This window comes from Stappia indica, assembly GCF_001696535.1.
In the GTDB taxonomy this organism is placed as follows: domain Bacteria; phylum Pseudomonadota; class Alphaproteobacteria; order Rhizobiales; family Stappiaceae; genus Stappia; species Stappia indica.
The window spans coordinates 350,784-377,142 of the sequence record NZ_MBQE01000003.1; the positions used below are offsets into that span (position 1 = coordinate 350,784).

Sequence of the window (26,359 nt, forward strand, 5' to 3'; positions counted from 1 at the left end):
GCCTTCCGGAGGACATGTGAAATGAGCACCCGCTACACCGAAGACCACGAGTGGATCACCGTCGAGGGCGACGTCGCCACGGTCGGCATCACCGACTATGCCCAGCAGCAGCTCGGCGATGTCGTGTTCGTCGAACTGCCCGAGGTCGGCCGCAAGGTCTCCAAGGGCGACGAGGCGGCGGTCGTCGAAAGCGTCAAGGCAGCCTCCGAGGTCTATGCCCCGCTCGACGGCGAGATCGTCGAGGCCAACGGCGTGCTGGCCGACGAGCCGGGCAAGGTGAACGAGGATCCGGAAGGCGCGGCGTGGTTCGTCAAGATCCGCCTCTCCGACACCTCGCAGCTCGACAGCCTGATGGACGAGGCCGCCTACAAGGCGCATGTCGAGGGGCTCTGATCCATGGCACGGCACCTCTACCGGGCCGATGTGAGCTGGCGGCGGCAGGGCGACTTTGCCGCCAACGCCTACAGCCGCGGCCATGACTGGTCCTTCGACGGAGGCATCACCGTGCCGGCCTCGGCTTCGCCGAGCGTCGTGCCGCTGCCCAACTCCGTCGAGGCGGCAATCGACCCGGAAGAGGCCTTCGTGGCCGCGATCTCCAGCTGCCACATGCTGTGGTTCCTCGATCTTGCCCGCCGCGACGGGCTGGTGGTCGAGAGCTACCGCGACGCGGCCGAGGGCACCATGGAGCGGGTCGCGCCCGGCAAGATGGCCGTGACCCGCGTTACGCTGCGCCCGCAGATCGTGCTGGCCGGCGACACGCTGCCCGAGCCGGGCCGGATCGACGCCCTGCATCATCAGGCCCACGAGGCCTGCTTCATCGCCAATTCCGTGAAAAGCGAGATCGTGGTCGAGGCCTCCCCCGCCACGCTTGCCGACAACTCCCAAGGAGCGTGACATGCGCTATCTGCCGCTGTCCGATACCGATCGCGCCGACATGCTGGCGCGCGTCGGCGTCTCGGACATCGACGAGATCTTCGTCGACATCCCCAAGAGCGCCCGCATCGACGGGCTGCTGGACCTGCCGCGCCGCCAGAGCGAGTTCGCCGTCGAGCGCGACCTGTCGCGCATGGCCGGCAAGAACGTCGCCGCCTCCTCGGTGCCGTTCTTCGTCGGTGCCGGCGCCTACAAGCACCATGTGCCGGCCAGCGTCGACCACCTGATCCAGCGCTCCGAATTCCTCACCTCCTACACGCCGTACCAGCCGGAGGTGACGCAGGGCACGCTGCAGTATCTCTTCGAGTTCCAGACCCAGGTGGCCGCGCTCACCGGCATGGAGGTCGCCAACGCCTCCATGTATGACGGCTCGACCGGCACGGCCGAAGCCGTGCTGATGGCGCACCGGGTGACCCGCCGCAACAAGGCGGTGCTGTCCGGCGGCTTGCACCCGCAGTATCGGCAGGTGGTCGAGGGCCTGAGCGCGCTCGCCGACGACCGGGTCGAGGCGCTGCCGGCCGATCCCGCAGGCACCGAGGACATTCTGGCCGCCATCGACGACGAAACCTCCTGCGTGGTGGTGCAGTCGCCGTCCTTCTACGGCCAGCTGATCGACCTGAAGCCGATCGCCGAGAAGGCGCATGCCCATGGCGCGCTGCTGATCGCCGTCTTCACCGAGGTGGTGTCGCTCGGCCTGATCGAGGCGCCGGGCGAGCAGGGCGCCGACATCGTCGTCGGCGAGGGTCAGTCCATCGGCAACGGCCTCAACTTCGGCGGGCCTTACGTCGGCCTCTTCGCGACGCGCCAGAAGTTCATCCGCCAGATGCCGGGGCGCCTGTGCGGCGAGACGGTCGATGCCAACGGCAAGCGCGGCTTCGTGCTGACGCTCTCGACCCGCGAGCAGCACATCCGCCGCGACAAGGCGACGTCGAACATCTGCACCAATTCGGGCCTCTGCTGTCTGGCCTTCACCATCCACATGACGCTGCTCGGCGGCAATGGACTGGCGAAGCTTGCCCGCATCAACCACGCCAACGCGGTGAAGCTGAAGGGCGCGCTGGAAGGCGTTGCCGGCGTCAAGGTGCTCAACGACGCCTTCTTCAACGAGTTCACCGTCAAGCTGCCGAAGCCGGCGGCGGAGGTCGTCGAGGCGCTGGCCGAAAAGGGCGTGCTCGGCGGCGTGCCGGTGTCGCGGCTGGAGCCTGGCAAGGCCGACCTTGCCGACCTGCTGCTCGTGGCATCGAGCGAAGTCAATTCCGACGAGGACCGCGCGGCCTTCGTCGCGGCACTGAAGGAGGTGCTGGCATGAGCATGAACAATCAGGGCCGTCCGTCCGCCCCTGCCGAGACGGCGATCACCAGCGAGCGTGCGACCTTCACCGGCAACAAGGCGCTGGCGATGGAGGAGCCGTTGCTCTTCGAGATCGGCCGCATGGATGTGTGCGGCGTCGACCTCGACGAGGCGGAGGACTTTGCGCCGGCGCTGGGCAGCCATGCCCGCAAGGCGGTGCCGGACCTGCCGGCGCTGACCGAGCCGGAGACCATGCGCCACTATGTGCGCCTGTCGTCCAAGAACTACGCCATCGACGCGGGGCTCTACCCGCTCGGCTCCTGCACGATGAAGCACAATCCGCGCCTCAACGAGAAGATGGCGCGCCTGCCGGGCTTCGGCGACGTGCATCCCTTGCAGCCGCTGTCGACGGTGACGGGCGCGGTCGAACTGATCGGTGAGCTGGCGCACTGGCTGGTCACCATGACCGGCATGAGCGCGGTGGCGATGAGCCCGAAGGCCGGCGCTCATGGCGAATTGTGTGGCATGATGGCGATCAAGGCCGCGCACCAGGCGGCCGGGCGCGACCCGAAGATCGTCCTGGTGCCGGAATCGGCCCATGGCACCAACCCGGCGACGGCAGCGCTCCTCGGCTACAAGGTGGTCTCCATCGAGGCGCGCGAGGACGGCACGGTCGATCCGGCGGCGGTCAAGGCGCGCATCGACGAGCATGCGGGCGACATCGCCGGCATCATGCTGACCAACCCCAACACCTGCGGCCCGTTCGAGCGCGACATCATCGCCATCGCCGAGGCGATCCACGCCGCGGACGGCTATTTCTACTGCGACGGCGCCAACTTCAACGCCATCGTCGGCAAGGCCCGTCCGGGCGATCTCGGCGTCGACGCCATGCACATCAACCTGCACAAGACCTTCTCCACCCCGCATGGCGGCGGCGGTCCGGGTGCAGGTCCCGTGGTGCTGTCGGAGCGCCTGGCGCCGTTCGCCCCGCTGCCCTTCCTGCGCAAGGGCGAGGGCGGCATCGAGTGGGTGGAAACGGATGCCGAGCTCAAGGACGGCGAGCAGCCCTTCGGTCGCATGACCGCCTTCCACGGCCAGATGGGCATGTATGTGCGCGCGCTCGCCTACATGAAGAGCCACGGCGCCGACGGGCTGAAGCAGGCGTCCGAGGACGCGGTGCTCAACGCCAACTATGTGCGCGTCGGGTTGCAGGACCTGATGAGCCTGCCGTTCGGCCAGCGCTGGTGCATGCACGAGGTGCTGTTCGACGACAGTTTCCTCAAGGATACCGGCGTCACCACGCTCGACTTCGCCAAGGCGATGATCGACGAGGGCTACCACCCGATGACCATGTATTTCCCGCTGGTGGTCCACGGAGCGATGCTGATCGAGCCGACGGAATCGGAAAGCCGCTCCTCGCTCGACCTGTTCATCGCCACCATGCGCGACCTCGTGATGAGCGCGCAGAAGGGCGAGACGGACCGCTTCAAGGGCGCGCCGTTCCATGCCCCGCGCGGGCGCCTCGACGAGACGCGCGCGGCGCGCAACCCGGTGCTCAAGTGGGAGCGCCCGGCAGCCCAGGCGGTGCAGCCGCAGGCCGCGGAGTAACGCCGGGGATTGGTGCCGGCTGAACGAACCGAACGCCCGGCCTTGCGCCGGGCGTTTTCGTTTGGGGGGAGGCATCCTCTCGGCTGTCACGCCTGCGCAGGCAGGCGTCCAGTATCCGCTGGTCTGCGTGGTGCCGCACCGGCCTCAGCCGGGCCTGGGGCGGCTCCAAGGACGGTGCCGCCCGTGCCGTGGTTACTGGTTCCCGGTTTCCGGCTGCGCCGGAACCGGGACGACACCCTGATATGTGGCTTCGGGCAGGAGCGCCCCTCAAACGCCCTCGGCTCTCCGGTCCCGGCTCGGCGCTCACGCGCCGTCCGGGAGGACGCCAGGAGAGGGCGGGGCGAGTGGAGCGGATCCGAGGACATCGCTGCCCTATCCGGCGTTGCCGCATTGACCTTGCGCCCCATCTTGCCGCATGAGGCGGGGCAGGAAACATCCGACGAAACGTCAGGAGCGATGGTGTGACAGACGATCTCGACCTGCGGCAGGGGCTGTCCGAGGAGCTGCTGTACCTTTTGCGCCGCCATCCGCGCGAGGGATGGGACGGGAATGCGGAGCTCGGCGATCTCGCCCGCTTCTGGCTGACCCGCCACGACGGGTTCCGCCAGCTCGGCGGGGCGCTGACCGATGCGCTGACGCGGTTTCGCGAGGGAGAGGTCGAGGCGATGCAGTTCGGCGGCTATTTCGCGCCGCGCCTGCAGCACTTTCTGACCGAGCTGCACCATCACCACATGATCGAGGATCAGCACTATTTCCCGGTCTTCGCGGCGGCCGAGACGCGTCTGGCCCGCGGTTTCGACATCCTGGAAAACGATCACGAGCTGATCCACGAGCGCATCGGCCGGGTGATCACCAGCGCCAACGGGTTGCTGGGCCTGCTGGAAGGCGGCGACATGGACCGCATCCGCCGGGCGGCGGACGCCTATGCCGCCGACAGCGACCTGCTGGTGAACGGCCTGCTGCGGCATCTCGACGACGAGGAAGACCTGATCGTGCCCTTGATGATCGAGCGCGGCGAGGGCAACCTCGGCGTCTCCTGATCCGGGTACCCCACGCGGAACCGCCCCCGCCGGAGTGTCCGGTCGGAGGCGGCCCTTCGCGCGGGGAAGCGCTTCTCAGGACTTTTTGGCGCCGGACGCGTGCGTCAGGCGGCCTTGGCGCCGCGCAGCGTCTCGCGCAGCGCGTCGATGGGCTTCAGCTTGCCGGCATCCTCAAAGTGCCAGTAGGTCCAGCCGTTGCAGGCCTCCAGACCCTGGACCAGCGCGCCGACCTTGTGGATCGAGCCGCTATGGTCGCCGCTGGCGAGCGAACCGTCGGCCCGCACGGTGGCGCGCTTGCGGCCCTTGGCGCAGGTGAGCTCGGTGCCCGGGGCCAGCAGACCGGCCTCCAGCAGGTTGCCGAAGGGAATGCGCGGGGCGGCGCGCTTGCCCTGGCTGATGGTCAGCGCCGCGCCGTCGGCCGGCGTCACCGCATCGATGCGGGCCCTGGCGGCGTCGATATATTCCTGCTCGCGCTCGACACCGACGAAATGACGGCCGAGCCGCTTGGCGACCGCACCGGTGGTGCCGGTTCCGAAGAAGGGATCGAGCACCACGTCGCCCGCATTGCTCGACGCGAGCAGCACCCTGTAGAGCAGGCTTTCCGGCTTCTGGGTCGGATGCACCTTCTGCCCCGAACCATCCTTCAGACGCTCGCTGCCGGTGCAGATCGGCAGGTTCCAGTCGGACCGCATCTGCAGGTCGTCGTTGAACGTCTTCAGGGCTTCGTAGTTGAAGGTGTATTTCGCGTCCTTCGACTTCGACGCCCAGATCATCGTCTCGTGGGCGTTGGTGAAGCGCTTGCCGCGGAAGTTCGGCATGGGGTTCGACTTCAGCCACACGACATCGTTGAGGATCCAGAAGCCGAGATCCTGCAGGATCGTGCCGACGCGGAAGATGTTGTGATAGGAGCCGATGACCCACAGGCCGCCGTCCGGCTTCAGCACGCGGCGCACGGCCATCAGCCAGGCGCGGGTGAAGGCGTCGTAGGCCTCAAAGCTGTCGAACTGGTCCCAGTGGTCGTCGCAGGCATCGACCCGCGACTGGTCCGGGCGGTGCAGATCGCCGCCGAGCTGGAGATTGTAGGGCGGGTCGGCGAAGACGAGATCCACCGACGCCCTCGGCAGGCGCTCGAGAGCCGCCACGCAGTCGCCCTTGATGATCGTGTCCAGCCAGTCGGCACCGGGGGCGGTGCTGGCGCTAGTCGAACGGGCTCGGAAGGAGTGGGGTGCCACGGCGGGCACCCCGATACGCTGTACACTCATTGCGACGCAGAACCTCACGCAATTACGAGCATCATGGTTACCGGGCTTGGTAAATCGGGAGTTAAGGCGCAGGAGAAAAAACGCCTTTTGAATCAATCATCTGTTTACCTTTCGCGGCCTGCCCGCGCGCACTGCTTCGCTTCGTTAACGAGGGACGCGAGGGGGCGTGCCCGGCAAGGTTTGCCTAATGCCCTGCATGGCCTGCCGATTTTCCGGACGGGCGGATTCGGCGCTTGCGAAATGCAAGACCTGCGGCGGCGGGAAGGTTAACGGCCGGGGCCTTGCGATCACTGCGAAAACGGTTCGAGAAAAAACTTTTCGGCCCACGCAGGAAATTTCATAATGGCTTGCCAGAATAACAAGAGAAAGAAAGGCACGCCCATGGGCAACGAGTTCACGAACATCGATCCGGCGCAGGAGCAGGCGAGCTGGGAGCCGCCGCATGTGCCTTACGAGGCCTTCACCGACGCGCAGGCCGCCGTCGACCGGCTGCGGGAGCTGTTCGAGACCAACACCGCCTTCCTGCGCGACGCCTTTGCCGACTTCCTGGCCGGCCGCATTCCGCAAGGGCGGGTGCGGGCCTGCTATCCGGAAGTGCGGATCGTCACCGCCACCCATTCGCGCATCGACAGCCGGCTGGCCTACGGCTTCGTGTCGGGCCCCGGCATCCATTCCGCGACGGTGACGCGCCCGGACCTGTTCGGCGGCTACCTCAAGGAGCAGATCGAGCTGCTGCTGCGCAATCACGAGGTACCGGTGGAGGTGGGCATCAGCGCGCTGCCGATCCCGCTGCATTTCGCCTTCTACGACGGCACCCATGTGGAAGGGGCGGCGGAGGTGCTGCAGCGCCCGCTGGCCGATGTCTTCGACTTGCCGGACCTGTCGATCCTGGACGATGCCATCGTCAACGGCACCTTCGAGGTGCCGGCCGGCGCGCCGCGGCCGCTGGCGCCCTTCACCGCGCCGCGCGTCGACTATTCGCTGCACCGGCTGCAGCACTACACTGCGACGGCGGCCGAGCACTTCCAGAACTTCGTCATCCTGACCAACTACCAGTTCTATATCGACGAGTTCTGCCGGCTGGCGCAGGAGCTGATGGCCGATCCGCAAAGCGGCTACACCCGCTTCGTCGAGCCGGGGAACCTGGTGACGGAGGCGGGGAGCGAGCGCCAGGAAGTGGCGATGCGGCTGCCGCAGATGCCGGCCTATCATCTGGTGCGGCCCGATGCCTCCGGCATCACCATGATCAATATCGGCGTCGGTCCGTCCAACGCCAAGACGATCACCGACCATGTGGCGGTGCTGCGCCCGCATGCCTGGCTGATGCTGGGCCACTGCGCCGGCCTGCGCAACAGCCAGAAGCTCGGCGACTACGTGCTGGCCCATGGCTATGTGCGCGAGGACCACGTGCTGGATGCGGACCTGCCGACCTGGGTGCCGATCCCGCCGCTGGCCGAGGTGCAGGTGGCGCTGGAGCGGGCGGTGGAGGAGATCACCGGCCTTGCCGGCTACGAGCTGAAGCGGGTGATGCGCACGGGCACGGTCGCCTCCATCGACAACCGCAACTGGGAACTGCGCGACCACCGCGAACCGGTGCAGCGCTTCTCCCAGTCGCGCGCCATCGCGCTGGACATGGAATCGGCGACGATCGCGGCCAACGGCTTCCGCTTCCGCGTGCCCTACGGCACGCTGCTCTGCGTCTCCGACAAGCCGCTGCACGGCGAACTCAAGCTGCCGGGCATGGCGACGGATTTCTACAAGCGGCAGGTGGCGCAGCATCTGCGCATCGGTATCCGCAGCATGGAGATCCTGCGGGCGATGCCGCGCGAGCGGCTGCACTCCAGAAAGCTGCGCTCCTTCGCCGAGACCGCGTTCCAGTAGGGCTTCCCGTTCAGCGGAAATGCGGCCCGTGGCACCAGCAGGTGAGCGAGTTGCGGCGGCCGAAGGTGACCGGCGCCACCCGGTGCAGCATGAAAGAGGCGAACAGCGTGGCATCGCCGATGCCGCGCTCGGCCGCCCACACGGCGCCGCCCAGATTGATCTGCAGCTCGCCGCCCTGGTAGCCGGCCGGCTCGCTCAGCTGCACCACGATGGTCAGCTTGCGCCGCCGCGCGATGGGGCCGTCGCCGATGTCGGAATGCCAGTCGTAATGGCCGGCATTGCTCTCGTCGTAGGTCGCGACCTGCAGCCGCTCGCCGAAGTCGGTGATGTCGAAGTCGAAATGCTCGCGGTTGGCCTGCGCCACCGCCGAGACGACCCGCTCCATCACCCAGGCGGCAGTGCCGGTGTCGTCGAGCCAGGCGATCTCGGCCCGGCGGATATTGTGGTGAAGGCCGCCGACGAGACCGCCCGCCGCCATCTGCGCCTCGTCCGCAAGGCGGATGACCTCGCGCGCTTCTTCTTTGGAAAACAATGCCGGAATGGAATGCGTGAACATCGGCCGAAGTCTCCGCAACGGCGAAAGGTGCGCGTCTATGCGGCAGTTCTTGGCAAAACGCAATCGAATTGCGGAGGGACCCTGCGTCAGGCGCTGATGCCCGCCTCGACCGCCTTGCGCATCACCGTCGGCAGCGCCTCCTCGCCGAGGTCGGAAGGCGCCGACCACCAGCAGCCTTCGGGTGCGGCAAGGCCCATCGGCGCCGTGGCATGCCAGACCGCAAGCTCCAGATGGAAATGGGTGAACGTGTGACGGACGTCGCTGGCAACGCGCGTCCAGCGCAGCCGCGCGGCAGCAAGTTCCGGAGGCAGCAGGGTGAAGTCGCCGCCGTCGACATCCTCTCCCCAGGCGCTGACGGGCGGTTCGCTCATGCCGCCGAGCAGGCCCTTGGGCGGGCGGCGGCGCAGCAGCACCGCGCCGTCCTCGCGCTTGACGACGAAGGCGAGGCCGAAGCGGGTGGGCTTTGCCGCCTTGCGCTGCTTGACCGGCAGGGTTTCGGCGATGCCGAGGCGCCGTGCCTCGCACGGAGCGGACCATGGGCAAAGGGCGCAGGCGGGCTTGCGCGGACTGCACAGGCTGGCGCCGAGATCCATCATCGCCTGCGCGAAGTCGCCCGGCCGCTCGTGCGGCACCATCAGCGCGACGGCGGACCGGATGTCGGGCTTTGAGGCGGGCAGGGGCGTCTCGATGGCATGCAGGCGCGAGGTGACGCGCTCGACATTGCCGTCGACCACGGCGGCCGGCCGGTCGAAAGCGATGGCGGCAATGGCAGCGGCCGTATAGGGGCCGATGCCGGGCAGGGCGCGCAGGCCTTCCTCGGTATCGGGGAAGGTGCCGCCATGGTGGCGCACGACCGCCTCGGCGCAGGCCTTGAGATTGCGCGCCCGCGAATAGTAGCCGAGCCCCGCCCAGGCCTTCATCACGTCGGCCTCGTCCGCCGCGGCGAGATCGGCGACCGTCGGCCAGCGCTCGGTGAAGGCGGCGAAATAGGGCTTCACCGCCTGCACCGTCGTCTGCTGCAGCATGATCTCGGAAAGCCACACCCGGTAGGGATCGGGCGCATGGCCGTGCCCACGGTCGCGCGGCGAGATGCGCCAGGGCAGCACGCGCGCATGGCGGTCGTACCAGGCGAGCAGGGCTGCGGCGAGATCGGGGGCGGAGGCGGTGTGGGCGGCGGTCATGGAGCATGAGGATCGGGCGGCGCGGCGCGATTTCAAGCCCAACGTGTTTCATGGGCGCCGCTGCCTGTGGACGGGAGGGCGAAAGGGCGGGAAACGCCGGGAGAACGGGGACAACGGTGATCGAAGAGGCATGGTGGCCGCCGCGTCGCAAAAGGGTCGCAATTCGCGCGTGAAACAAGGGACATGACTGATTCGCGCCAATATCGACCCGGCGGCAGGTCGACCAGCAGGACGAATACGGGAGCGGCCACCGGCTACATGCGCCGGGTGACGCGCGCGCGTCCGCTTGCCGACCTGATCGGCAAGACGCTGGAGCCCGCCTGCCGCAAGCGGGGCTTTGCCGCCGCAGACCTTCTCTCCGACTGGCCGGAGATCGTCGGCGAGCGCTATGCCGGCCGGGTGCAGCCGATCCGGCTGGACTGGCCGCGCGGCAGCCGCGGCGGCGAGTTCGACGAGACCCCGCGCCCGGCGACGCTGGTTGTGCAGACGGACGGGGCGACCGCGCTGCTGCTGACGCACGAGATGCCGCAGCTGGTCGAGCGCATCAACGGCTTCTTCGGCTGGGCCGCGGTCGAGCGCATCCGCATCCTGCAGCGCCCGGTCACCGACCGACGCCGCCAGCCGCCGCCGAAGTTGCGTCCGCTGACCGGCGAGGAGGAGGCGGAACTGCACGAGCGTCTCGCCCCGGTCGAGGGCACGCCGCTGGGTGCCGCCCTCGAACGGCTCGGCCGGGCGGTGCTGGCCCGCACGCGCTGACCGCGTGGGCTTGACGCGCTTCCCGCCTGCGCCCGGCGACTGCTCGCGATCTTGTGAAGCCGGCGGAACTCTGCCGTTTTGCGCGCTCCCAATGCCGCCACATTCTGCATGTCGTTTGAAATCCGCGCGAAAGCCGGTAAACACCGGTGGCGATAAAACCATTCATTCAGTGGGAAGATACTCGTGAGCCTGAACCGTCGACAGTTGATCCTGCGTTCCTCCGCCGGCCTTCTCCTGGCCGGAACCGTGCTGCCGGCGATGCCGGCCTTCGCCCAGTCGGTCAACGTCGAGGAGCTGATGAAGCCGGGCACGCTGCCCGACAAGGTGCTGGGCAACGAGGATGCGCCGCTGACGATCGTGGAATATGCCTCGATGACCTGCGGTCACTGCGCCAACTTCCACAAGAACACCTATCCGCATCTCAAGAAGGAGTATGTGGAGACCGGCAAGGCGCGCTTCGTCTTCCGCGAGTTCCCGCTCGACCCCGTCGCCTCGGCCGCCTTCATGCTGGCGCGCTCGGTGCCGGAGGACAAATATTTCGAGGTGGTCGACTTCATGTTCGCCGAGCAGCGTGCCTGGGCCTTCACCCAGGACCCGTACAACTCGCTGCTGAATTTCGCCAAGCAGATCGGCTTCACCCAGGAAAGCTTCGAAAAGGTCCTGACCGATCAGGCTCTGCTTGACGGGATCAATGCGACGCGCGACCGTGCTTCGAGCGAGTTCGGGGTCAACTCGACGCCGACATTCTTCTTCAACGGCAACAAGGTCAACGGTGCGATCTCGCCTGAGGAACTCGACAAGGAAGCTGCCAAGTATCTCTAGGACCGGTCCCGCCGGTGCCCGGGCGCCGGCGGCTGCCCGCGCGCGGGCCATGGCGGGCGAGCGGACCCATGCGCGGGGCGTGATCGCCCCGCCGGCTGCCTGCTTACGGGGCGTGACCGCCCCGCCCGCCTCCTGACGCTGCGCCCATGAAGTTCAACAAGCTCCGCGTCCTCGGTTTCAAATCCTTCGTCGAGCCGATGGAATTCATCATCGGCGACGGCCTGACGGGCGTCGTCGGGCCGAACGGCTGCGGCAAGTCCAATCTCGTCGAGGCCCTGCGCTGGGTGATGGGCGAGAACTCCTACAAGAACATGCGCGCGTCCGGCATGGACGACGTCATCTTCTCCGGCAGCCTCAACCGCCCGGCGCGCAACACCGCCGAAGTCACGCTCTTCCTCGACAATGCGGATCGCACCGCGCCGGCCGGCTTCAACGACAGCGATGCGGTGGAGGTGACGCGGCGGATCGAGCGCGAGGCGGGATCCAACTACAAGATCAATTCCCGCGATGTGCGCGCCCGCGACGTCCAGCTGCTGTTCGCCGACGCCTCGACCGGCGCGCGCTCGCCCGCGCTCGTGCGCCAGGGCCAGATCGGCGAGCTGATCGCCGCCAAGCCGACCTCCCGCCGCCAGATCCTGGAAGAGGCCGCCGGCATTTCCGGCCTGCATTCGCGCCGCCACGAGGCGGAGCTGCGCCTGCGGGCTGCCGAGCAGAACCTGGAGCGGCTGGAGGACGTGCTGGTCCAGATCGACGGCCAGCTCGACAGCCTGCGCCGCCAGGCCCGGCAGGCGAGCCGCTTCCGCAACCTGTCCGCCGAGATCCGCTCCGCCGAGGCCGGGCTCTATTATCTGCGCTGGATCGACTGCCGAGACAGGTTGAAGGCGGCGGAAGCCGAGTTTGCCGAGGCCGAGGAGGGCGTGCGGCTGGTGTCGCTGGCCCAGGCGGAAGCGGCGAAGAACCAGGCGATCTCCGCCCACAAGGTGCCGGAGATGCGCGAGGCGGCGGCCCGGGCGGGCGCGGCCGTGCAGCGGCTGGTCATCGCCCGCAACGAGCTGGACGGCGAGGAGCGCCGCATCCGCGAGCGCCTGTCGGACCTGACCGGCCGCCTGCAGCAGCTGCATCAGGACATCGCCCGCGAGCAGGCGCTCGTTTCCGAGAACGACGAGCATCTGTCGCTGCTCGCGGACGAAGAGGAAGAGCTGCGCGGCGAGGACCTGTCGCAGGAGGAGCGCGCCGAGGAAGCGCGACTTGCGGTGGAGGCGGCGAGCGAGATCGTGGCCGCGGCCGAGGAACGGCTGTCGGCTCTGACCCAAGAACAGGCGGGCGTGGTCGCCCGCAGGCGCCAGCTGGAGGAGGCGCATCGTACGGCGGTGCAGCGGGCCGAGCGGCTGGTCGCCCAGCATGGCGAGGCGGCGGCGCAGGTCGCCGCTCTGGAAGCCGATATCGAGGGCGCGCCGGCGCTGGAAATGGGACGCGAGGCGCTGCTCGACGCGGAAGGCCGGCTGGATCTCGCCGAAGAGCGCGTGCTGGAGGCCGAGGAGCGCACCCGCAGCCACCGGGCTGCCGTCGACGCGGCGCGCCGGCCGCTTGGCGATGCGGACGCTGCGCTGTCGCGGCTGGAGACGGAAGCGCGCACGCTGCAGGAGGTGCTGTCCGCCGGACAGGCCGGCGAATGGCCGGCCGTGGTCGAGGCGATGACGGTGGAGCCGGGCTTCGAGACGGCGCTGGGGGCAGCGCTCGGCGAGGATCTCGACGCCCCCGTCGGCGGCGATGCGCCGATGCGCTGGAGCGCGGAGGCCGCGGACGGCGGCACGCTGGCCGGCGACCCCAGGCTTCCCGCCGGCTGCCGGCCTCTCTCCGAGGTGGTGCGCGCCCCGGCGGCGCTGGCGCGGCGCCTTGCCCAGATCGGCCTTGTCGAGGATGGAGCGGCGGCGGGCCTGATGCGCCAGCTGAAGCCGGGGCAGCGGCTGGTCAGCCGCGAGGGCGCGGTGTGGCGCTGGGACGGGTTCACCGTCTCCGCCGACGCGCCGACCGCGGCCGCGCAGCGGCTTGCCCGCAAGAACCGGCTGGCAGCGCTGGAGCTGGAAATCGCCGGCGCTGCCGAGCAACTGGAGACCCTGCGCGAGGCGTTTGCCGCGGCCGAAGCTGCGCTGGCCGGTGCCGGCGCGGCCGAGGAGACGGCGCGCCAGGACGTGCGCGCGGCGCGCTCCGCCGCCGATGCGGCGCGGCAGGAGGTGCTGCGGCTGGAGCGCACCCATGCGGAGGCCGAGGCGCGCCTTGCGGGCCTGCGCGCCACCGTGGAGCGGCTGGCCGGCGACCTTGCCGAAGGGCGCGAGGCGGCGGAAATGACCGCCGCCGCGCTGGAGGAGATTTCCGGCAGCGAGGGGCTGCAGGCGGCGATCGATGCCGCGCGGGCGGAGGCGGCGGAAGCGCGCGCCGCGCTGTCGCGCGAGCAGGCGGCGGCCGACGGGCTGGCGCGCGAGAGCGAACTGCGCCGCCGGCGGCTGGAGGCCATCGCCCGCGAGCGGGCGAGCTGGATCCAGCGTGCGGCCGGGGCGCGCCAGCAGATCGAGGTGCTGGGCGAGCGCATCGCCGCCGCCGAGGAAGAGCGCATGGAGCTGATGGAGGCGCCGGAGGACATCGAGCTCAAGCGCCGGTCGCTGCTGAGCGAGATCTCGGCCGCGGAGGAGGCGCGCCGCGTCGCCGACGATGCGCTGGCCACCGCCGAGGCGAAGCAGCGCGAGGCCGACCAGCAGGCGCATCAGGCGCTGTCGATGCTGGGCGAAGCGCGCGAGCGGCGGATCCGCGCCGAGGAGCGGCTGACCGCCGCAACGGGACGCAAGAGCGAGATCGAGGCGCGAATCGACGAGGCGCTGGAAGTCGCCGTCTCCGCCCTGCCGGGACTGGCCGGGCTGAAGGAGGGGGCACCGCTCCCCGAGCCGGACGGCATCGAGCGCCGGGTGGAGCGGCTGAAGGCCGAGCGCGAGCGGCTCGGCGGCGTCAACCTGCGCGCCGAGGACGAACTCTCCGAGATCGAGGGCCAGCGCGGCTCGCTGGTCGGCGAGCGCGACGACCTGATCGAGGCGATCAAGCGGCTGCGCGGGGCGATCTCCAACATCAACCGCGAGGCGCGCGAGCGCCTGCTCTCCGCCTTCGACACGGTGAACGGACATTTCCAGCGGCTGTTCACGCATCTGTTCGGCGGCGGCACCGCCGAATTGCAGCTGGTCGATGCCGAGGACCCGCTGGACGCGGGCCTGGAGATCGTCGCCCGCCCGCCCGGCAAGAAGCCGCAGACCATGACGCTGCTGTCCGGCGGCGAGCAGGCGCTGACGGCGATGGCGCTGATCTTCGCCGTGTTCCTGACCAATCCGGCGCCGATCTGCGTGCTGGACGAGGTGGACGCCCCGCTCGACGATGCCAATGTCGAGCGCTACTGCGACCTTCTCGACGAAATGACCCGCAGCACGGCGACCCGCTTCGTGGTGATCACCCACAACCCGATCACCATGGCCCGGATGAACCGTCTGTTCGGCGTGACGATGGCCGAACGCGGCGTTTCCCAGCTGGTTTCGGTGGATCTGCAGACCGCAGAGCGCTTCCTCGAGACGGTCTGAGTCCCCGCCGCTACCGTGCGATGCAACACGGTCCTGTGCAGATGCGCCGGCGGACAGTTCGACGCAGCCTCGTTTCCGTCCTGAAAGTGCATTTATAACAATGGTTTGGCTGTTTTCTGCGTGTTCTTGACAGGGGCAGGGGCGCCGACTATGGTGCGCCCGGCTTCCAGGGGTCGGCGGCGTACGCCGGAGCGTATCGGGAGAGGGGACCGCATCAATGTCTCCGAACGAGAACGAACCGGACGTGCAGGACGCACGGCCAACGGAAGCGGAACTGTCCGAGCGAAGAAGCCGGCTTGCACGGGCGCTCGAGGAAAAGACGACACAGGCCGAAAGCCGGAAAAACGTGTCGTCCTCGGGTACGGGGCAGGGCTTTGCCCAGGCCATGAAACTGTCGACGGAATTCGTCGCAGGTGTTCTGGTCGGGGCGGTCATAGGCTGGTTGATCGACAAGGGGTTCGGCACGAGTCCATGGGGCTTGATCGTCTTCCTCTTGTTGGGGTTCGTCGCGGGCGTGCTGAACGTCTTGCGCTCTGCCGGCTTGATCGCGGAGCAGCAGGACAGGACGCGCGACGGATAGTTTAAAACCCGAATTCAGGCCGGTGAGCGAAAGGGATTCGCGCGCCGGCGTGCCATGCGACCGCTAGACGAGGGGCTGACCCGGTGGCGAACGATCCGATCTCTCAGTTCAAGATCACCAAGCTCGTTCCGATTGAGGTCGGTGGCCTCGATCTTTCCTTCACCAATTCCTCGCTGTTCATGGTCGCGACCACGGCTGTCGTGGCGATGTTCCTGATCATGTCCACCAGCGGACGCGGTCTGGTTCCCGGGCGCTGGCAGTCAGTCGCCGAGATGTCCTACGAGTTCGTGGCGAACACGCTGAGAAATGCCGCCGGCAACGAGGGAATGCGATTCTTCCCGCTGGTCTTCTCGCTGTTCATGTTCGTGCTGATCGCCAACCTGCTCGGCATGGTTCCCTACTTCTTCACCGTCACCAGCCACCTGATCGTCACCTTCGCGCTGTCGATGCTGGTGATCGGCACGGTGATGATCTACGGCTTCGCCAAGCACGGTGCGAAGTTCCTCAAGCTGTTCATGCCTGACGGTGTGCCGCCGGTGCTGTACATCCTGGTGACGCCGATCGAGATCATCTCGTTCCTGTCGCGTCCGGTCAGCCTGTCCGTGCGTCTGTTTGCCAACATGCTGGCGGGCCACATCACGCTGAAGGTTTTCGCCGGTTTCGTCACCTCGCTGATCGCCGCCGAGGGCCTGGGCATCATGGGGCCGGCCCTGTCGATCCTGCCGCTCGCGATGACTGTCGCGATCACCGGGCTGGAATTCCTGGTGTCCTTCCTGCAGGCCTATGTTTTCACGGTTCTGACTTGCATGTACCTCAACGATGCGCTGCATCCGAGCCACTAAAAGTCAGTTTGGTTCGGCCCCGCAATAAGGCGGGGCCGTCGTTACGTCGCTGCAATCTCACCTCAAGGAGCTAGTGTCATGGAAGCTGAAGCAGCAAAGTACATTGGTGCGGGTCTCGCCTGCCTTGGCATGGCCGGTACCGCTCTCGGCCTCGGCAACATCTTCGGCAGCTACCTGTCGGGCGCCCTGCGCAACCCGTCTGCCGCCGATGGCCAGTTCGGCCGCCTCATTTTCGGCTTCGCCGTGACCGAGGCGCTCGGCATTTTCTCGCTTCTCGTCGCCCTTCTCCTGCTTTTCGCCGTCTGATAACGACGTCGGATTGCGTCAGCGACGCAAACTTTCCGGCCGGGCGCATGACGCGCCCGGCCGGCGCTTCGCGCCAGGCGCGATGCGAGCATGGCTGCGGCATTGGAGATGATAATGGCCACGACCGGCGCCGAGACCCAACACGGCAGCACCAACGCTGTCATCGAGATCCCGGCCGACGAACATTCGGTCGGCACGTTCCCTCCTTTCGACGGGACGACCTATCCTTCGCAGCTGCTCTGGCTCGCGATCACCTTCGGCCTGCTCTACTGGATCATGAGCAAGGTGGCTCTGCCGCGCCTCAGCGGCATCCTGGAGGATCGCCGCGACCGGATCGCCGGCGACATCGCCGAGGCGAACCGTCTGAATGAAGAGAGCAACGCCGCGATCGCCGCCTATGAGCAGGCGCTGGCGGAAGCTCGCAACAACGCTCACAAGATCGCCCAGGAAACCCGCGAGAAGCTGAAGGCCGACGTCGACCGTCGCCGCGCCGAGACCGAAAAGGGTCTCGCCGAGAAGCTGTCGCAGGCTGAGGCCCGCATCGCCGAGGTCAAGGCCGCCGCGCTGGGCAATGTCAGCGAGATTGCCACGGAGACCACCAGCTCGCTGGTCGAGGCTCTGATCGGCAAGGCGCCGACTGCGACCGAACTGAACAAAGCCGTCGATTCGGCGATGAAGTGAGGACAGACTGATGGACGCTACTGCATGGTCTTTCGTCGGCCTCATCATCTTTCTGGCGATTATCGTCTATGTCAAGGTTCCCGGGATGATCGGGACCTCTCTGGACAAGCGCGCCGAGTCGATCCGCAAGGAGCTTGAGGACGCCCGCCGTCTGCGCGAGGAGGCTCAGGCCCTGCTGGCCGACTACCAGCGCCGCCGCCAGGAGGCCGAAAGCGAGGCCGAAGGCATCGTCGCCGAAGCCAAGCGCGAGGCCGACCGCCTGACGCTCGAGGCCAACGCTGCCCTCGAGGACCTGATCGCCCGCCGCACAGCCGCTGCCGAGCGCAAGATCGCCCAGGCCGAGTCCCAGGCGATTTCGGAAGTGCGTGCACGCGCCGCCGATATCGCGGTGGCCGCCGCCGAGACGATCCTCGCCAAGAAGGTCGCCGGCAATGTCGGCGACGAGCTGCTGGCCAAGAGCATCGAGGAAGTGAAGACGCGCCTCAACTGAGACGGGTTTCCCCTCCATACAGCTTCGAGACGGCCCCGCTTGCGGGGCCGTTTTCGTTTGTGCGGTTGATCGGGAGGTCGTTGCAGACGCTGCGGTTCGCAGGAGATCGCGGCGGGCGCTGCGCCCCTCTGTCGGCTGCGCCGACATCTCCCCCTCAAGGGCGGAGAGGTGCGTGACGCGCTCACCACATCCTCGGCTGTCATACCTGCGAAGGCAGGTATCCAGTATCCGCTGGAGCGGATGGTGGCGCGAAAGCGGTCGTCTCCGGCTGTCCGGCGGCAGCGCCAGGGCCTGAGCCGTTATCTTTCGGGGGTACTGGTTCCCGGTCTTCGGCTTCGCCGAAACCGGGATGACATCCTGCGCGCGGAGTTCATGTCAGAGGATCGTTTCCGCCGTGCCAGCAGGCCCGTCTGTCTCCTGCTCCAGTCTCTCCTTTCGTCTTCCCGGACGAGGCCGAAGGCCGAAGATCCGGGATCGGGGAGGCACTGGCGTTTGCGGCGGTGTTCGGGAGCCTGTCGCGCGGCCCTTGGCTCTCCGGTCCCGGGTCGCGCTTCGCTTGCCCGGGATGACGAACCGAGAGGTGGGCGGGCTCCCGCCACCGTTCCGGGAACGAATGCGCCCCGGCGCGCAGCTCACGCTTGGCCGGGGTGACGGCCGAGGGGAGGTGAGGCCGTGCCGCGTTCTCAAGCCGTCATTCCGGCCGCAGGCGATGCCGGAGAGCCGAGACCCATTGGCACGCTCGGCAGGTGTGAGGCGGGAGGCGCTCACCACATCTTCGGCTGTCATACCTGCGAAGGCAGGTATCCAGTATCCGCCGGAGCGGATGGTGGCGCGAAAGCGGTCGTCTCCGGCTGTCCGGCGGCAGCGCCAGGGCCTGAGCCGTTATCTTTCGGGGGTACTGGTTCCCGGTCTTCGGCTTCGCCGAAACCGGGATGACATCCTGCGCCCAGGGTTCATGTCGGAGGATCGTTTCCGCCGCTCCTGCGCCCTGCCCTCTACCGGCATCTCCGCCCCGCCTAGTCGTCGCGCAGACCCAGCGCCACGGCGACGGGACGGAAGCTGCGGCGGTGCAGCGGGCAGGCGCCCTTCTCTGTCAGCGCGGCAGCGTGGCGGGCGGTGCCGTAGCCCTTGTGCCCGGCAAATCCGTAATCGGGAAAGACCTGGTCCATGCGGGCCATCAGCCGGTCGCGGGTGACCTTGGCGACGATGGAGGCGGCGGCGATGCACAAGAGCCGGCCGTCGCCCTTGATGGCGGCCTGTCCCGGGCAGGGCAGGCCGGGAGGCACGTCGCGCCCGTCGATCAGGCAGGCGAGCGGGGCAACGGGAAGGGCGCGGGCCGCGCGGGCCATGGCGAGCAGGGTTGCCGCGCGGATGTTGCGCGCATCGATCTCGCGCGGCGAGGCGAGCGCCACCGCCACGAAGGAGGTCTCGAGGATCTCCTCGTAGAGCTGTTCGCGGCGCGCCTCGGTCAGTTTCTTGGAATCGGCCAGCCCGTCGGGGACCGCCTGATGGTCGAGAATGACGGCGGCCACTGCGACCGGCCCGGACCACGGGCCGCGGCCCGCTTCGTCGATGCCCGCGAGCCGTCCTTCGAACTGCCGTGACAGGGCATGCTCGGCCAAGGGGTCGAGATCCGCCGGCAGGGCGAGCTCAAGGGCGGTGGACAGCGAAAGATACATGTCGCCAAGGTTCCGCCTGGCGCGCGCCGGCGCAACTGCAATCTTTCGAAATCCACCGGGCTTGCGCGGTTTTGTCTCAGAACAGCTGAAGCTGCACACCGCCGGCGGTCGGCGGGATGAACAGTTCGGTGGTCAGCGACTTGCGGCTGCGGTTGATCCCCAGCCGCTTGCAGGCGAGCGCGAAACGGTTGGCGAGCTGCTTGGCATAGGGGCCGTCGCCGCGCATGCGCTTGCCCCATTGGGCATCGTAGTCCTTGCCCCCGCGCATGGAGCGGATGAGGTTCATGACATGGCGGAAGCTGTCCGGCCGGTGGCGCAGCAGCCAGTCGCGGAACAGCGGGCTGACCTCGATGGGCAGCCGCAACAGGATGTAGCCGGCGCCGGTGGCGCCGTTCTCGCACGCCGCCTCCAGAATCCGTTCCATCTCGGAATCGGTGAGCGCCGGGATCACCGGCGCGATCATCACCGAGGTGGGAATGCCGGCCTGCGACAGGCCGCGGATCGCCTCCAGCCGCTTGGCCGGCGTTGCCGCGCGCGGCTCCATCGCGCGGGCGAGCTTGCGGTCGAGCGTGGTGACGGAGAGGGCGACACGCACCAGCCCGCGCTCGGCCATCGGCGCCAGGATGTCGAGATCGCGCAGCACAAGCGCCGACTTGGTGACGATGCCGACCGGGTGGTTGCACCGGTCGAGCACGGAGAGGATCTCGCGCATCAGCTTCCGCTCCCGCTCGATCGGCTGATAGGGGTCGGTGTTGGTGCCGATGGCAATGGTGCGCGGACTGTAGCTCGGGCTCGACAGCTCGCGCTCCAGCAACTCGGCCGCATTGGGCTTCACCGTCAGATGCGTCTCGAAGTCGAGGCCGGGCGACAGGCCGATATAGGCGTGGCTGGGCCGGGCAAAGCAGTAGATGCAGCCGTGCTCGCAGCCGCGATAGGGATTGATCGAGCGGTCGAAGGAAATGTCCGGCGATTCGTTGCGCGTGATGATCGTGCGCGCCCGCTCTTCCTGCACATGGGTCTTGAGCGGGGGAAGCTCGTCGAGGCTGCCCCAGCCGTCGTCGAAACTGTCGCGGCTCTCTTTCTCGTAGCGGCCGGCCATGTTGAGGCCGGCGGCCCGGCCGCGGCCGCGATGGGCGTTGACGCTGGCCGACAGCGCCTCCTCGGAGGCGTCCGGCAGATCTGTCTCGGTGGGGTGCGTGTGTGCCGGAATGGCCATGGGACTTCCCGGATGTTCCCTGTGGGTCGATGACTAGGAACATAACAGGAACAAATCCGCCTGGGAAGCGGGCAGACGAGGCGGGGGAGATGAGGGGCAAAGAAACAGGGGCCGAAATGCAGACCGCCCCGTCTCTGCAGGGAGAGACGGGGCGGTCGGGCAGGTAGCAGTGGCTGGATCAGCCGCCGCTCTTCTCGAGCATGGCCGTGTACTCGGCCTCGGACAGCGTGCCGTTGCCGTCGGTGTCGGCGGCGGTGAATGCCTCCTCGGTGACGTTCGGCATCACGGCAGTGACCTCGGTGAAGGTCAGGTCGCCGCTCTGGTCGGCGTCGGCCGTCGCGAAGGACGTGTCCTGGGCGTAGGCGGTGCCGGCAAAGGTGAGGGCCGCAAGGGCGATCAGAGTCTTCTTCATGGTGTTGGCCTCCATGTGAGCCTGTATTCGGTACCGCAGGTCTTGGTCTGTGTGTACCGGTGGGGGCGTCGTGCCGTCCACGAGAGAAAAGGTGGTGCCCCATCTGGGCTCGTCCGCGTTGTCGGAAGGGTCTTTTCGGGGAGAAACAATGGCGTAACAAAGATGTGTCCGGATTGTGAAGTCGGATCTATTCAGGAAATCTGCGGGGTTTCGCCGCGTTGCTCAGAATATATAGGTACAAACGACAGGGGTTGCGGAAACGAAACAGCCCCGGAGAGGCTCCGGGGCTGCGACTGTCACACGGCTTGTAGGCGGGCGAATGGCCCGAAAGGCGAATTCGTCAAAGGGCGAACTGATAGGCCGCCGGGTTCCAGCGGTAGCTTTCGCCGGTCGCCTGGATGTAGCCGAGGGCCGGGAAAGGCATGTGATAGCCAGTGACCGGGACCCCGTCGGTCGCCACCATGTCGAAGATCCGCTTGCGTGTCGCGGCGGCCTTCTCCTTGTCCATGTCGAAGCGGACATGCCAGTCCGGCCGCTGGATCGAGGCGACGAAATGGTTGGCGACGTCGCCCCAGATCAGCAGCCGCTTGCCGCCGCTCTCCACGTGGAAGGACATGTGGCCCGGCGTGTGGCCGGAGGTGTCGATACCGGTGATGCCGGAGACCACCTCGCCGCCGTCGCCGATGAAGGTCATCTTCTCGGCCAGCGGCGTGACGTTGGAGCGCACCAGCGTGGCGACGCGCTCGGTCGGGCCGGACATGCGCTCCTCGGCGGACCAGAAGTCGTACTCGGCCTGGCCGGCGACATAGCGGGCATTCGGATAGGTCGGCGCGCCGCCGCTCATCAATCCGCCGATATGGTCCGGGTGCATGTGGGTCAGCACGACGATGTCGACCTGCTCCGGCGTGTAGCCGGCCGCCGCAAGCTGGCTCGCCAGCGTGCCGGCGTCGCCGCCGAGGCCCGTGTCGAACAGGATCAGCTGCGAGCCGGTGTTGACGAGCACCGGCGTGAAGCCGTTGACCATCTTCTCGGACGGCAGGTTGTTGGCCTCCAGCAGCTCGGCGACGGTGCCGGCCTCCTGGTTCTCGCCGAAGGTCGGGTGCGGCCCGTCCATGGCGCGCGCCGCATCGAGAATGGTGGTGACCTCGAAGTCGCCGAGCTTGATGCGGTTGAAGTTCGGGTTTGCTGCGCCGAGCATCGGGGCCTCCGCGCGCGCGCGCGTCGCGCCGGAAATGACGGCCGGGGCCGCAATGGCGGTGACGGCAGCCCCTGTCAGCAGCGTCCGGCGGTTGAGACTGAGTTCGATCATGTCGTTCTACCCTCCCTGGGATCAACAAAGCTGGGATCAACAAAGCTCCGTTGCGGCACTTAGGCCCCGCCGGCATCGGGGGAAGCGGCGATCACGCATCCGTGAAGCAAGGGCCCGCGCGGGCGGGCGGCGGCTCAGGCCTCGCGCAGCTTGCCGCGCTTCAGGTGCTCGTCGAGCCGGGGCATGATCTCCACGAAGTTGCAGGGCATGTGCCGGTAGTCGAGCTGCCATTTGAGAATGCCGTCCCAGGCATCCTTGCAGGCGCCGGGGGAGCCGGGCAGGACGAAGACATAGGTGGCGTCGATCACGCCGCCGGTCGCGCGCGACTGGATCGTCGAGGTGCCGATCTTGTCGTAGGAGATGCGGTGGAAGACCTCGGAAAAGCCGTCCATCTTCTTCTCGAACAGCGGCTCGATGGCCTCCGGCGTGACGTCGCGCCCGGTGAAGCCGGTGCCGCCGGTGGTGATCACCACGTCGACGTCCGGCGAGGCGGTCCAGGCCTTCACGGCTGCCCGGATCTTCTCCACGTCGTCGGTGACGATGGCGCGGTCGGCAAGGCGGTGGCCGGCCTCCTGCAGCCGGGCGACCAGCGTGCCGCCGGAGCGGTCCTCCTCCAGCGAGCGGGTGTCCGACACGGTGAGGACGGCAATGTTGAGCGGAACGAAGGGGCGGCTGTCATCAATGCGATGCATCGGCGTGATGATCCTCTTGCGGCCTGACGGCGGGTAGCATTTGCCCGCAAGGATAGGGCGGGTCACACTCGGGCGCCAGAGATGCCAACGCGTCGGCGGGGGCAGGGGAGCGGAAGATGGACTGGACGACACCGATCGATGCCTATTGCGAGCGGCTGGGACCGGAGTTCTGGTCCGAGCCGGTCAATGCGGTCACCAACGGCGCCTTCCTGCTGGCGGCCTTCGCCGCCTGGATGCTGTGGCGCCGGCAGGCGGCGGGCGATGGCGGCACCTTGTTCCTGATCGTGGTGGTGGCCTGCGTCGGCATCGGCTCGTTCCTGTTCCACACCGTCGCCACCCGCTGGGCGGCACTGGCCGACGTGCTGCCGATCGCGGTGTTCATCTACGCCTATTTCTTCCTGGCGATGCGGCGGATCCTGCGGCTCGGTCTCGCCTGGTCGATCGGCGTGACGCTGGCGTTTCTTGCGGCGAGCTACGGCGCGGCGCCGCTCCTGTCGCAGGTGCTCGGATCTTCCGCCGGCTATGCACCGGCAGCCCTCGCGATTTTCGCCGTGGCGGCGGCCGCGGCACGGCGCTGTCCGCCGGCCAGCATGCCTCTGGCGCTGACCGGAGCGATCTTCGTAATTTCGCTTGCTTTCAGAACGAGTGATATCCCATTTTGCCCGTCTTTCCCTTTGGGGACGCATTTCGTATGGCATTGCCTGAACGCGCTGGTCCTGTACCTGCTGATTCGCATTCTCGTCCTGGTCGCGCCGGTTTACCGCGCTGTCGACAGGACGGACACGAACAGCCGGTGACCGCGCCGTCCCGGATGTGCCGACAGCCCTGCCGCCAGCCAGCATCGAGTAGTGGATCGCGATGACCGACAAGAAAACCGACAATACGCCCGTCAACGATCTGGATGAGGCCGCGCTCTATTTCCACCGCCATCCGCGCCCGGGAAAGCTGGAGATCCAGTCGACCAAGCCGCTGGGCAACCAGCGCGACCTGGCGCTGGCCTATTCGCCGGGCGTCGCGGCTCCTTGCCTTGAGATCGCCCGCGATCCCTCGCTCGCCGCCGAATACACCGCGCGCGGCAACCTCGTCGGCGTTGTGTCGAACGGCACCGCAGTGCTGGGCCTCGGCGCCATCGGTCCGCTGGCCTCCAAGCCGGTGATGGAAGGCAAGGCCGTCCTCTTCAAGAAGTTTGCCGGCATCGACGTCTTCGACATCGAGGTGGACGAGCTGGACGTCGACAAGTTCGTCGATGCGGTCGCCGTGCTCGAGCCGACCTTCGGCGGCATCAACCTAGAGGACATCAAGGCCCCCGAATGCTTCATGATCGAGCGCGCCCTGCGCGAGCGGATGAACATTCCGGTCTTCCATGACGACCAGCACGGCACGGCGATCATCGTCGCGGCGGCCGTGAAGAACGCGCTGGAACTGGCCGGCAAAGACATCGCGGCGGTGAAGATCGTCGCCTCCGGCGCGGGCGCGGCAGCGCTCGCCTGCCTCAACCTGCTGGTCTCGCTCGGCGCCTCGCGCGAGAACATCTTCGTCAGCGACATCGAGGGTGTCGTCTACAAGGGCCGCGAGACCCTGATGGACGAGTGGAAGTCGGTCTTCGCGCAGGAAACGGACGCGCGCACGCTGGCCGATGTCATCCCCGGCGCCGACGTCTTCCTCGGCCTGTCGGCCGCCGGCGTGCTGAAGCCGGAGATGGTCGAGGCGATGGCCGAAAAGCCGCTGATCATGGCGCTGGCCAACCCCAAGCCGGAGATCATGCCGGAAGCCGCGCTTGCCGTGCGCAACGACGTGATGATGTGCACCGGGCGGTCGGACTATCCGAACCAGGTCAACAACGTCCTGTGCTTCCCCTACATTTTCCGCGGCGCGCTGGACGTGGGCGCGACCACGATCAACGAGGAGATGAAGCTCGCCGCCGTGACCGCCATCGCGGAGCTGGCGCGCGAGGAGCCCTCGGAAGTGGCGGCGCGCGCCTATGGCGGCGTGACCGAGACCTTCGGCCCGAAATACCTGATCCCTTCGCCGTTCGACCAGCGCCTGATCCTGCGCATCGCCCCGGCGGTGGCCCGCGCGGCGATGGAGACCGGCGTCGCGATGCGGCCGATCGACGACTTCGACGCCTATCACGACCGGCTGAACCGCTTCGTGTTCCGCTCCGGCATGATCATGAAGCCGATCATCGCCGCCGCCCGCTCCAGCGAGACGCGGATCATCTATTCCAACGGCGAGGACGAGCGCGTGCTGCGCGCGGCGCAGGTGCTGCTGGAAGACCGGCTGGCGCGCCCGATCCTGATCGGCCGTCCCTCGGTGATCGAGAGCCGCTGCGAGCGCTTCGGCCTGAAGATCCGTCCGGGTCGCGACTTCGAGTTCATCAACCCGGAAGACGATCCGCGGTATCGCGACTATGTCGACACGCTGTTCACGCTGGTCGGCCGGCGTGGCGTGACGCCGGAAGCGGCCCGCACCATGGTGCGCTCCAACACCACGGTGATCGGCGCGCTGGCCCTGCACCGGGGCGAGGCGGATGCGCTGATCTGCGGCCTGGAAGGGCGCTACTCCAAGCACCTTGCCGACGTGCGCGGCATCATCGGCAATGCGCCGGGCGTGCAGGACTTCTCGGCGCTGTCGCTGCTGATCAACTCGAACGGCGCGACCTTCTTCACCGACACCTATGTCACCATCGATCCTTCGGCGCGCGAGATCGCCGAGACGACGATGTTGGCGGCCGAGGAAATCCGCCGCTTCGGCATCACGCCGCGCGCGGCGCTCCTGTCCGCGTCGAACTTCGGCTCCCGCGACATGGCCTCGGCCGACAAGATGCGCGCCGCCCTGGAGCTGCTGAAGGAGATGGCGCCGGATCTGGAAGTCGACGGCGAGATGCACGGCGACAGCGCCCTGTCGCTGGCCATGCGCGGCCGGGTGATGCCGGATTCGCGCCTGACCGGAGAGGCGAACCTTCTCGTCTTCCCCTCGCTCGACGCCGCCAACATCGCGCTCAACCTGGTGAAGGTGATGACCGACAGCCTGCATGTCGGCCCGATCCTGCTCGGCACCGCAAAGCCGGTGCACATCCTGACGCCGTCGGTCACCTCGCGCGGCGTCGTCAACATGTCCGCCTTCGCCGCCGTGGAGGCGCAGACGCGAAATCGCACCTGAGGGTGCGATTTCCTTTGCCGGCTACATCTTGATCGTGTTGACTT

The 26,359-nt window shown here is 67.8% G+C and carries 24 protein-coding genes; 16 read left to right on the forward strand and 8 right to left on the reverse strand.

The window, feature by feature from the left end:
• Positions 1–21: 21 nt before the first annotated feature.
• From gcvH to BBX35_RS12960, 5 genes are all read left to right on the forward strand, one after another.
• Positions 22–393, forward strand: coding sequence for a glycine cleavage system protein GcvH (gene gcvH, locus BBX35_RS12935; RefSeq protein WP_067220684.1), 372 nt, complete (start codon positions 22–24; stop codon positions 391–393).
• Positions 394–396: 3 nt separating this feature from the next.
• Positions 397–894: an OsmC family protein gene (locus BBX35_RS12940; protein ID WP_067220686.1), complete on the forward strand. Its 498-nt coding sequence runs from the start codon at positions 397–399 to the stop codon at positions 892–894.
• A 1-nt stretch (position 895) separates the two neighbouring features.
• Entirely contained in the window at positions 896–2,242 is a 1,347-nt protein-coding gene (gene gcvPA, locus BBX35_RS12945; RefSeq protein ID WP_067220689.1) for an aminomethyl-transferring glycine dehydrogenase subunit GcvPA, read from the forward strand.
• Positions 2,239–3,831, forward strand: a complete 1,593-nt coding sequence (gene gcvPB / locus BBX35_RS12950; RefSeq protein WP_067220691.1) for an aminomethyl-transferring glycine dehydrogenase subunit GcvPB — start codon at positions 2,239–2,241, stop codon at positions 3,829–3,831. Before gcvPA ends, gcvPB begins: the two co-directional genes overlap by 4 nt.
• Before the next feature lie 461 nt (positions 3,832–4,292).
• On the forward strand, positions 4,293–4,871 hold the full coding sequence (locus BBX35_RS12960; protein WP_067220694.1) for a hemerythrin domain-containing protein: 579 nt from the start codon (positions 4,293–4,295) through the stop codon (positions 4,869–4,871).
• 104 nt (positions 4,872–4,975) lie between these two features.
• Here the strand turns inward: BBX35_RS12960 and BBX35_RS12965 are convergent, their stop codons facing one another.
• Complete coding sequence (locus BBX35_RS12965) at positions 4,976–6,133, reverse strand: site-specific DNA-methyltransferase (protein ID WP_083206270.1); 1,158 nt, start codon at positions 6,131–6,133, stop codon at positions 4,976–4,978.
• Between the two features lie 381 nt (positions 6,134–6,514).
• On the opposite strand from BBX35_RS12965, the gene BBX35_RS12970 reads away from it, so the two are divergent.
• Positions 6,515–8,014 (forward strand): AMP nucleosidase, encoded by a 1,500-nt coding sequence (locus BBX35_RS12970; protein WP_083206271.1) that lies wholly within the window; start codon positions 6,515–6,517, stop codon positions 8,012–8,014.
• Between the two features lie 10 nt (positions 8,015–8,024).
• On the opposite strand, the gene BBX35_RS12975 is transcribed toward BBX35_RS12970, so the two are convergent.
• Both BBX35_RS12975 and mutY read right to left on the reverse strand, forming a co-directional pair.
• Positions 8,025–8,570 carry a 2OG-Fe(II) oxygenase gene (locus BBX35_RS12975; RefSeq protein WP_067220698.1) on the reverse strand — a complete coding sequence of 182 codons (546 nt, stop codon included), beginning with the start codon at positions 8,568–8,570 and terminating at the stop codon, positions 8,025–8,027.
• Positions 8,571–8,656: 86 nt separating this feature from the next.
• The gene (mutY, locus tag BBX35_RS12980) at positions 8,657–9,751 is read right to left on the reverse strand and encodes an A/G-specific adenine glycosylase (protein WP_067220701.1); all 1,095 of its coding nucleotides are present in this window, start codon (positions 9,749–9,751) and stop codon (positions 8,657–8,659) included.
• Positions 9,752–9,934: 183 nt separating this feature from the next.
• On the opposite strand from mutY, the gene BBX35_RS12985 reads away from it, so the two are divergent.
• The 8 genes from BBX35_RS12985 to BBX35_RS13020 all read left to right on the forward strand — a co-directional run bounded on the left by BBX35_RS12985 (position 9,935) and on the right by BBX35_RS13020 (position 17,845).
• Complete coding sequence (locus BBX35_RS12985) at positions 9,935–10,507, forward strand: DUF721 domain-containing protein (protein ID WP_208979836.1); 573 nt, start codon at positions 9,935–9,937, stop codon at positions 10,505–10,507.
• Positions 10,508–10,690: 183 nt separating this feature from the next.
• Entirely contained in the window at positions 10,691–11,329 is a 639-nt protein-coding gene (locus BBX35_RS12990; RefSeq protein ID WP_067220706.1) for a DsbA family protein, read from the forward strand.
• Positions 11,330–11,475: 146 nt separating this feature from the next.
• Positions 11,476–14,946: a chromosome segregation protein SMC gene (gene smc, locus BBX35_RS12995; protein WP_067220709.1), complete on the forward strand. Its 3,471-nt coding sequence runs from the start codon at positions 11,476–11,478 to the stop codon at positions 14,944–14,946.
• A gap of 217 nt (positions 14,947–15,163) precedes the next feature.
• Positions 15,164–15,526 carry an AtpZ/AtpI family protein gene (locus tag BBX35_RS13000; protein WP_067220711.1) on the forward strand — a complete coding sequence of 121 codons (363 nt, stop codon included), beginning with the start codon at positions 15,164–15,166 and terminating at the stop codon, positions 15,524–15,526.
• Between the two features lie 83 nt (positions 15,527–15,609).
• The gene (locus BBX35_RS13005; RefSeq protein ID WP_067220714.1) at positions 15,610–16,368 is read left to right on the forward strand and encodes a F0F1 ATP synthase subunit A; all 759 of its coding nucleotides are present in this window, start codon (positions 15,610–15,612) and stop codon (positions 16,366–16,368) included.
• 78 nt (positions 16,369–16,446) lie between these two features.
• Positions 16,447–16,674, forward strand: coding sequence for a F0F1 ATP synthase subunit C (locus BBX35_RS13010; protein ID WP_067220716.1), 228 nt, complete (start codon positions 16,447–16,449; stop codon positions 16,672–16,674).
• Positions 16,675–16,788: 114 nt separating this feature from the next.
• Positions 16,789–17,355, forward strand: a complete 567-nt coding sequence (locus tag BBX35_RS13015) for a F0F1 ATP synthase subunit B (protein ID WP_067220722.1) — start codon at positions 16,789–16,791, stop codon at positions 17,353–17,355.
• A gap of 10 nt (positions 17,356–17,365) precedes the next feature.
• Positions 17,366–17,845, forward strand: coding sequence for a F0F1 ATP synthase subunit B (locus BBX35_RS13020; protein WP_171901447.1), 480 nt, complete (start codon positions 17,366–17,368; stop codon positions 17,843–17,845).
• Positions 17,846–18,861: 1,016 nt separating this feature from the next.
• Here the strand turns inward: BBX35_RS13020 and BBX35_RS13025 are convergent.
• The 5 genes from BBX35_RS13025 to moaB all read right to left on the reverse strand — a co-directional run bounded on the left by BBX35_RS13025 (position 18,862) and on the right by moaB (position 23,153).
• On the reverse strand, positions 18,862–19,524 hold the full coding sequence (locus BBX35_RS13025) for a ribonuclease HII (protein WP_067220727.1): 663 nt from the start codon (positions 19,522–19,524) through the stop codon (positions 18,862–18,864).
• Positions 19,525–19,600: 76 nt separating this feature from the next.
• Positions 19,601–20,740 carry a PA0069 family radical SAM protein gene (locus BBX35_RS13030; protein WP_083206272.1) on the reverse strand — a complete coding sequence of 380 codons (1,140 nt, stop codon included), beginning with the start codon at positions 20,738–20,740 and terminating at the stop codon, positions 19,601–19,603.
• A gap of 178 nt (positions 20,741–20,918) precedes the next feature.
• Positions 20,919–21,152, reverse strand: a complete 234-nt coding sequence (locus BBX35_RS13035) for an EF-hand domain-containing protein (RefSeq protein ID WP_171901448.1) — start codon at positions 21,150–21,152, stop codon at positions 20,919–20,921.
• A 340-nt stretch (positions 21,153–21,492) separates the two neighbouring features.
• Positions 21,493–22,461 (reverse strand): MBL fold metallo-hydrolase, encoded by a 969-nt coding sequence (locus tag BBX35_RS13040; RefSeq protein WP_067220733.1) that lies wholly within the window; start codon positions 22,459–22,461, stop codon positions 21,493–21,495.
• 134 nt (positions 22,462–22,595) lie between these two features.
• A complete protein-coding gene (gene moaB / locus BBX35_RS13045) occupies positions 22,596–23,153 on the reverse strand; it encodes a molybdenum cofactor biosynthesis protein B (RefSeq protein ID WP_067220737.1) in 558 nt (185 codons plus the stop codon).
• Between the two features lie 116 nt (positions 23,154–23,269).
• On the opposite strand from moaB, the gene BBX35_RS13050 reads away from it, so the two are divergent.
• Both BBX35_RS13050 and BBX35_RS13055 read left to right on the forward strand, forming a co-directional pair.
• Entirely contained in the window at positions 23,270–23,950 is a 681-nt protein-coding gene (locus BBX35_RS13050) for a ceramidase domain-containing protein (RefSeq protein WP_067220740.1), read from the forward strand.
• A gap of 61 nt (positions 23,951–24,011) precedes the next feature.
• Complete coding sequence (locus BBX35_RS13055; RefSeq protein ID WP_067220743.1) at positions 24,012–26,315, forward strand: NADP-dependent malic enzyme; 2,304 nt, start codon at positions 24,012–24,014, stop codon at positions 26,313–26,315.
• Positions 26,316–26,359 lie beyond the last annotated feature (44 nt).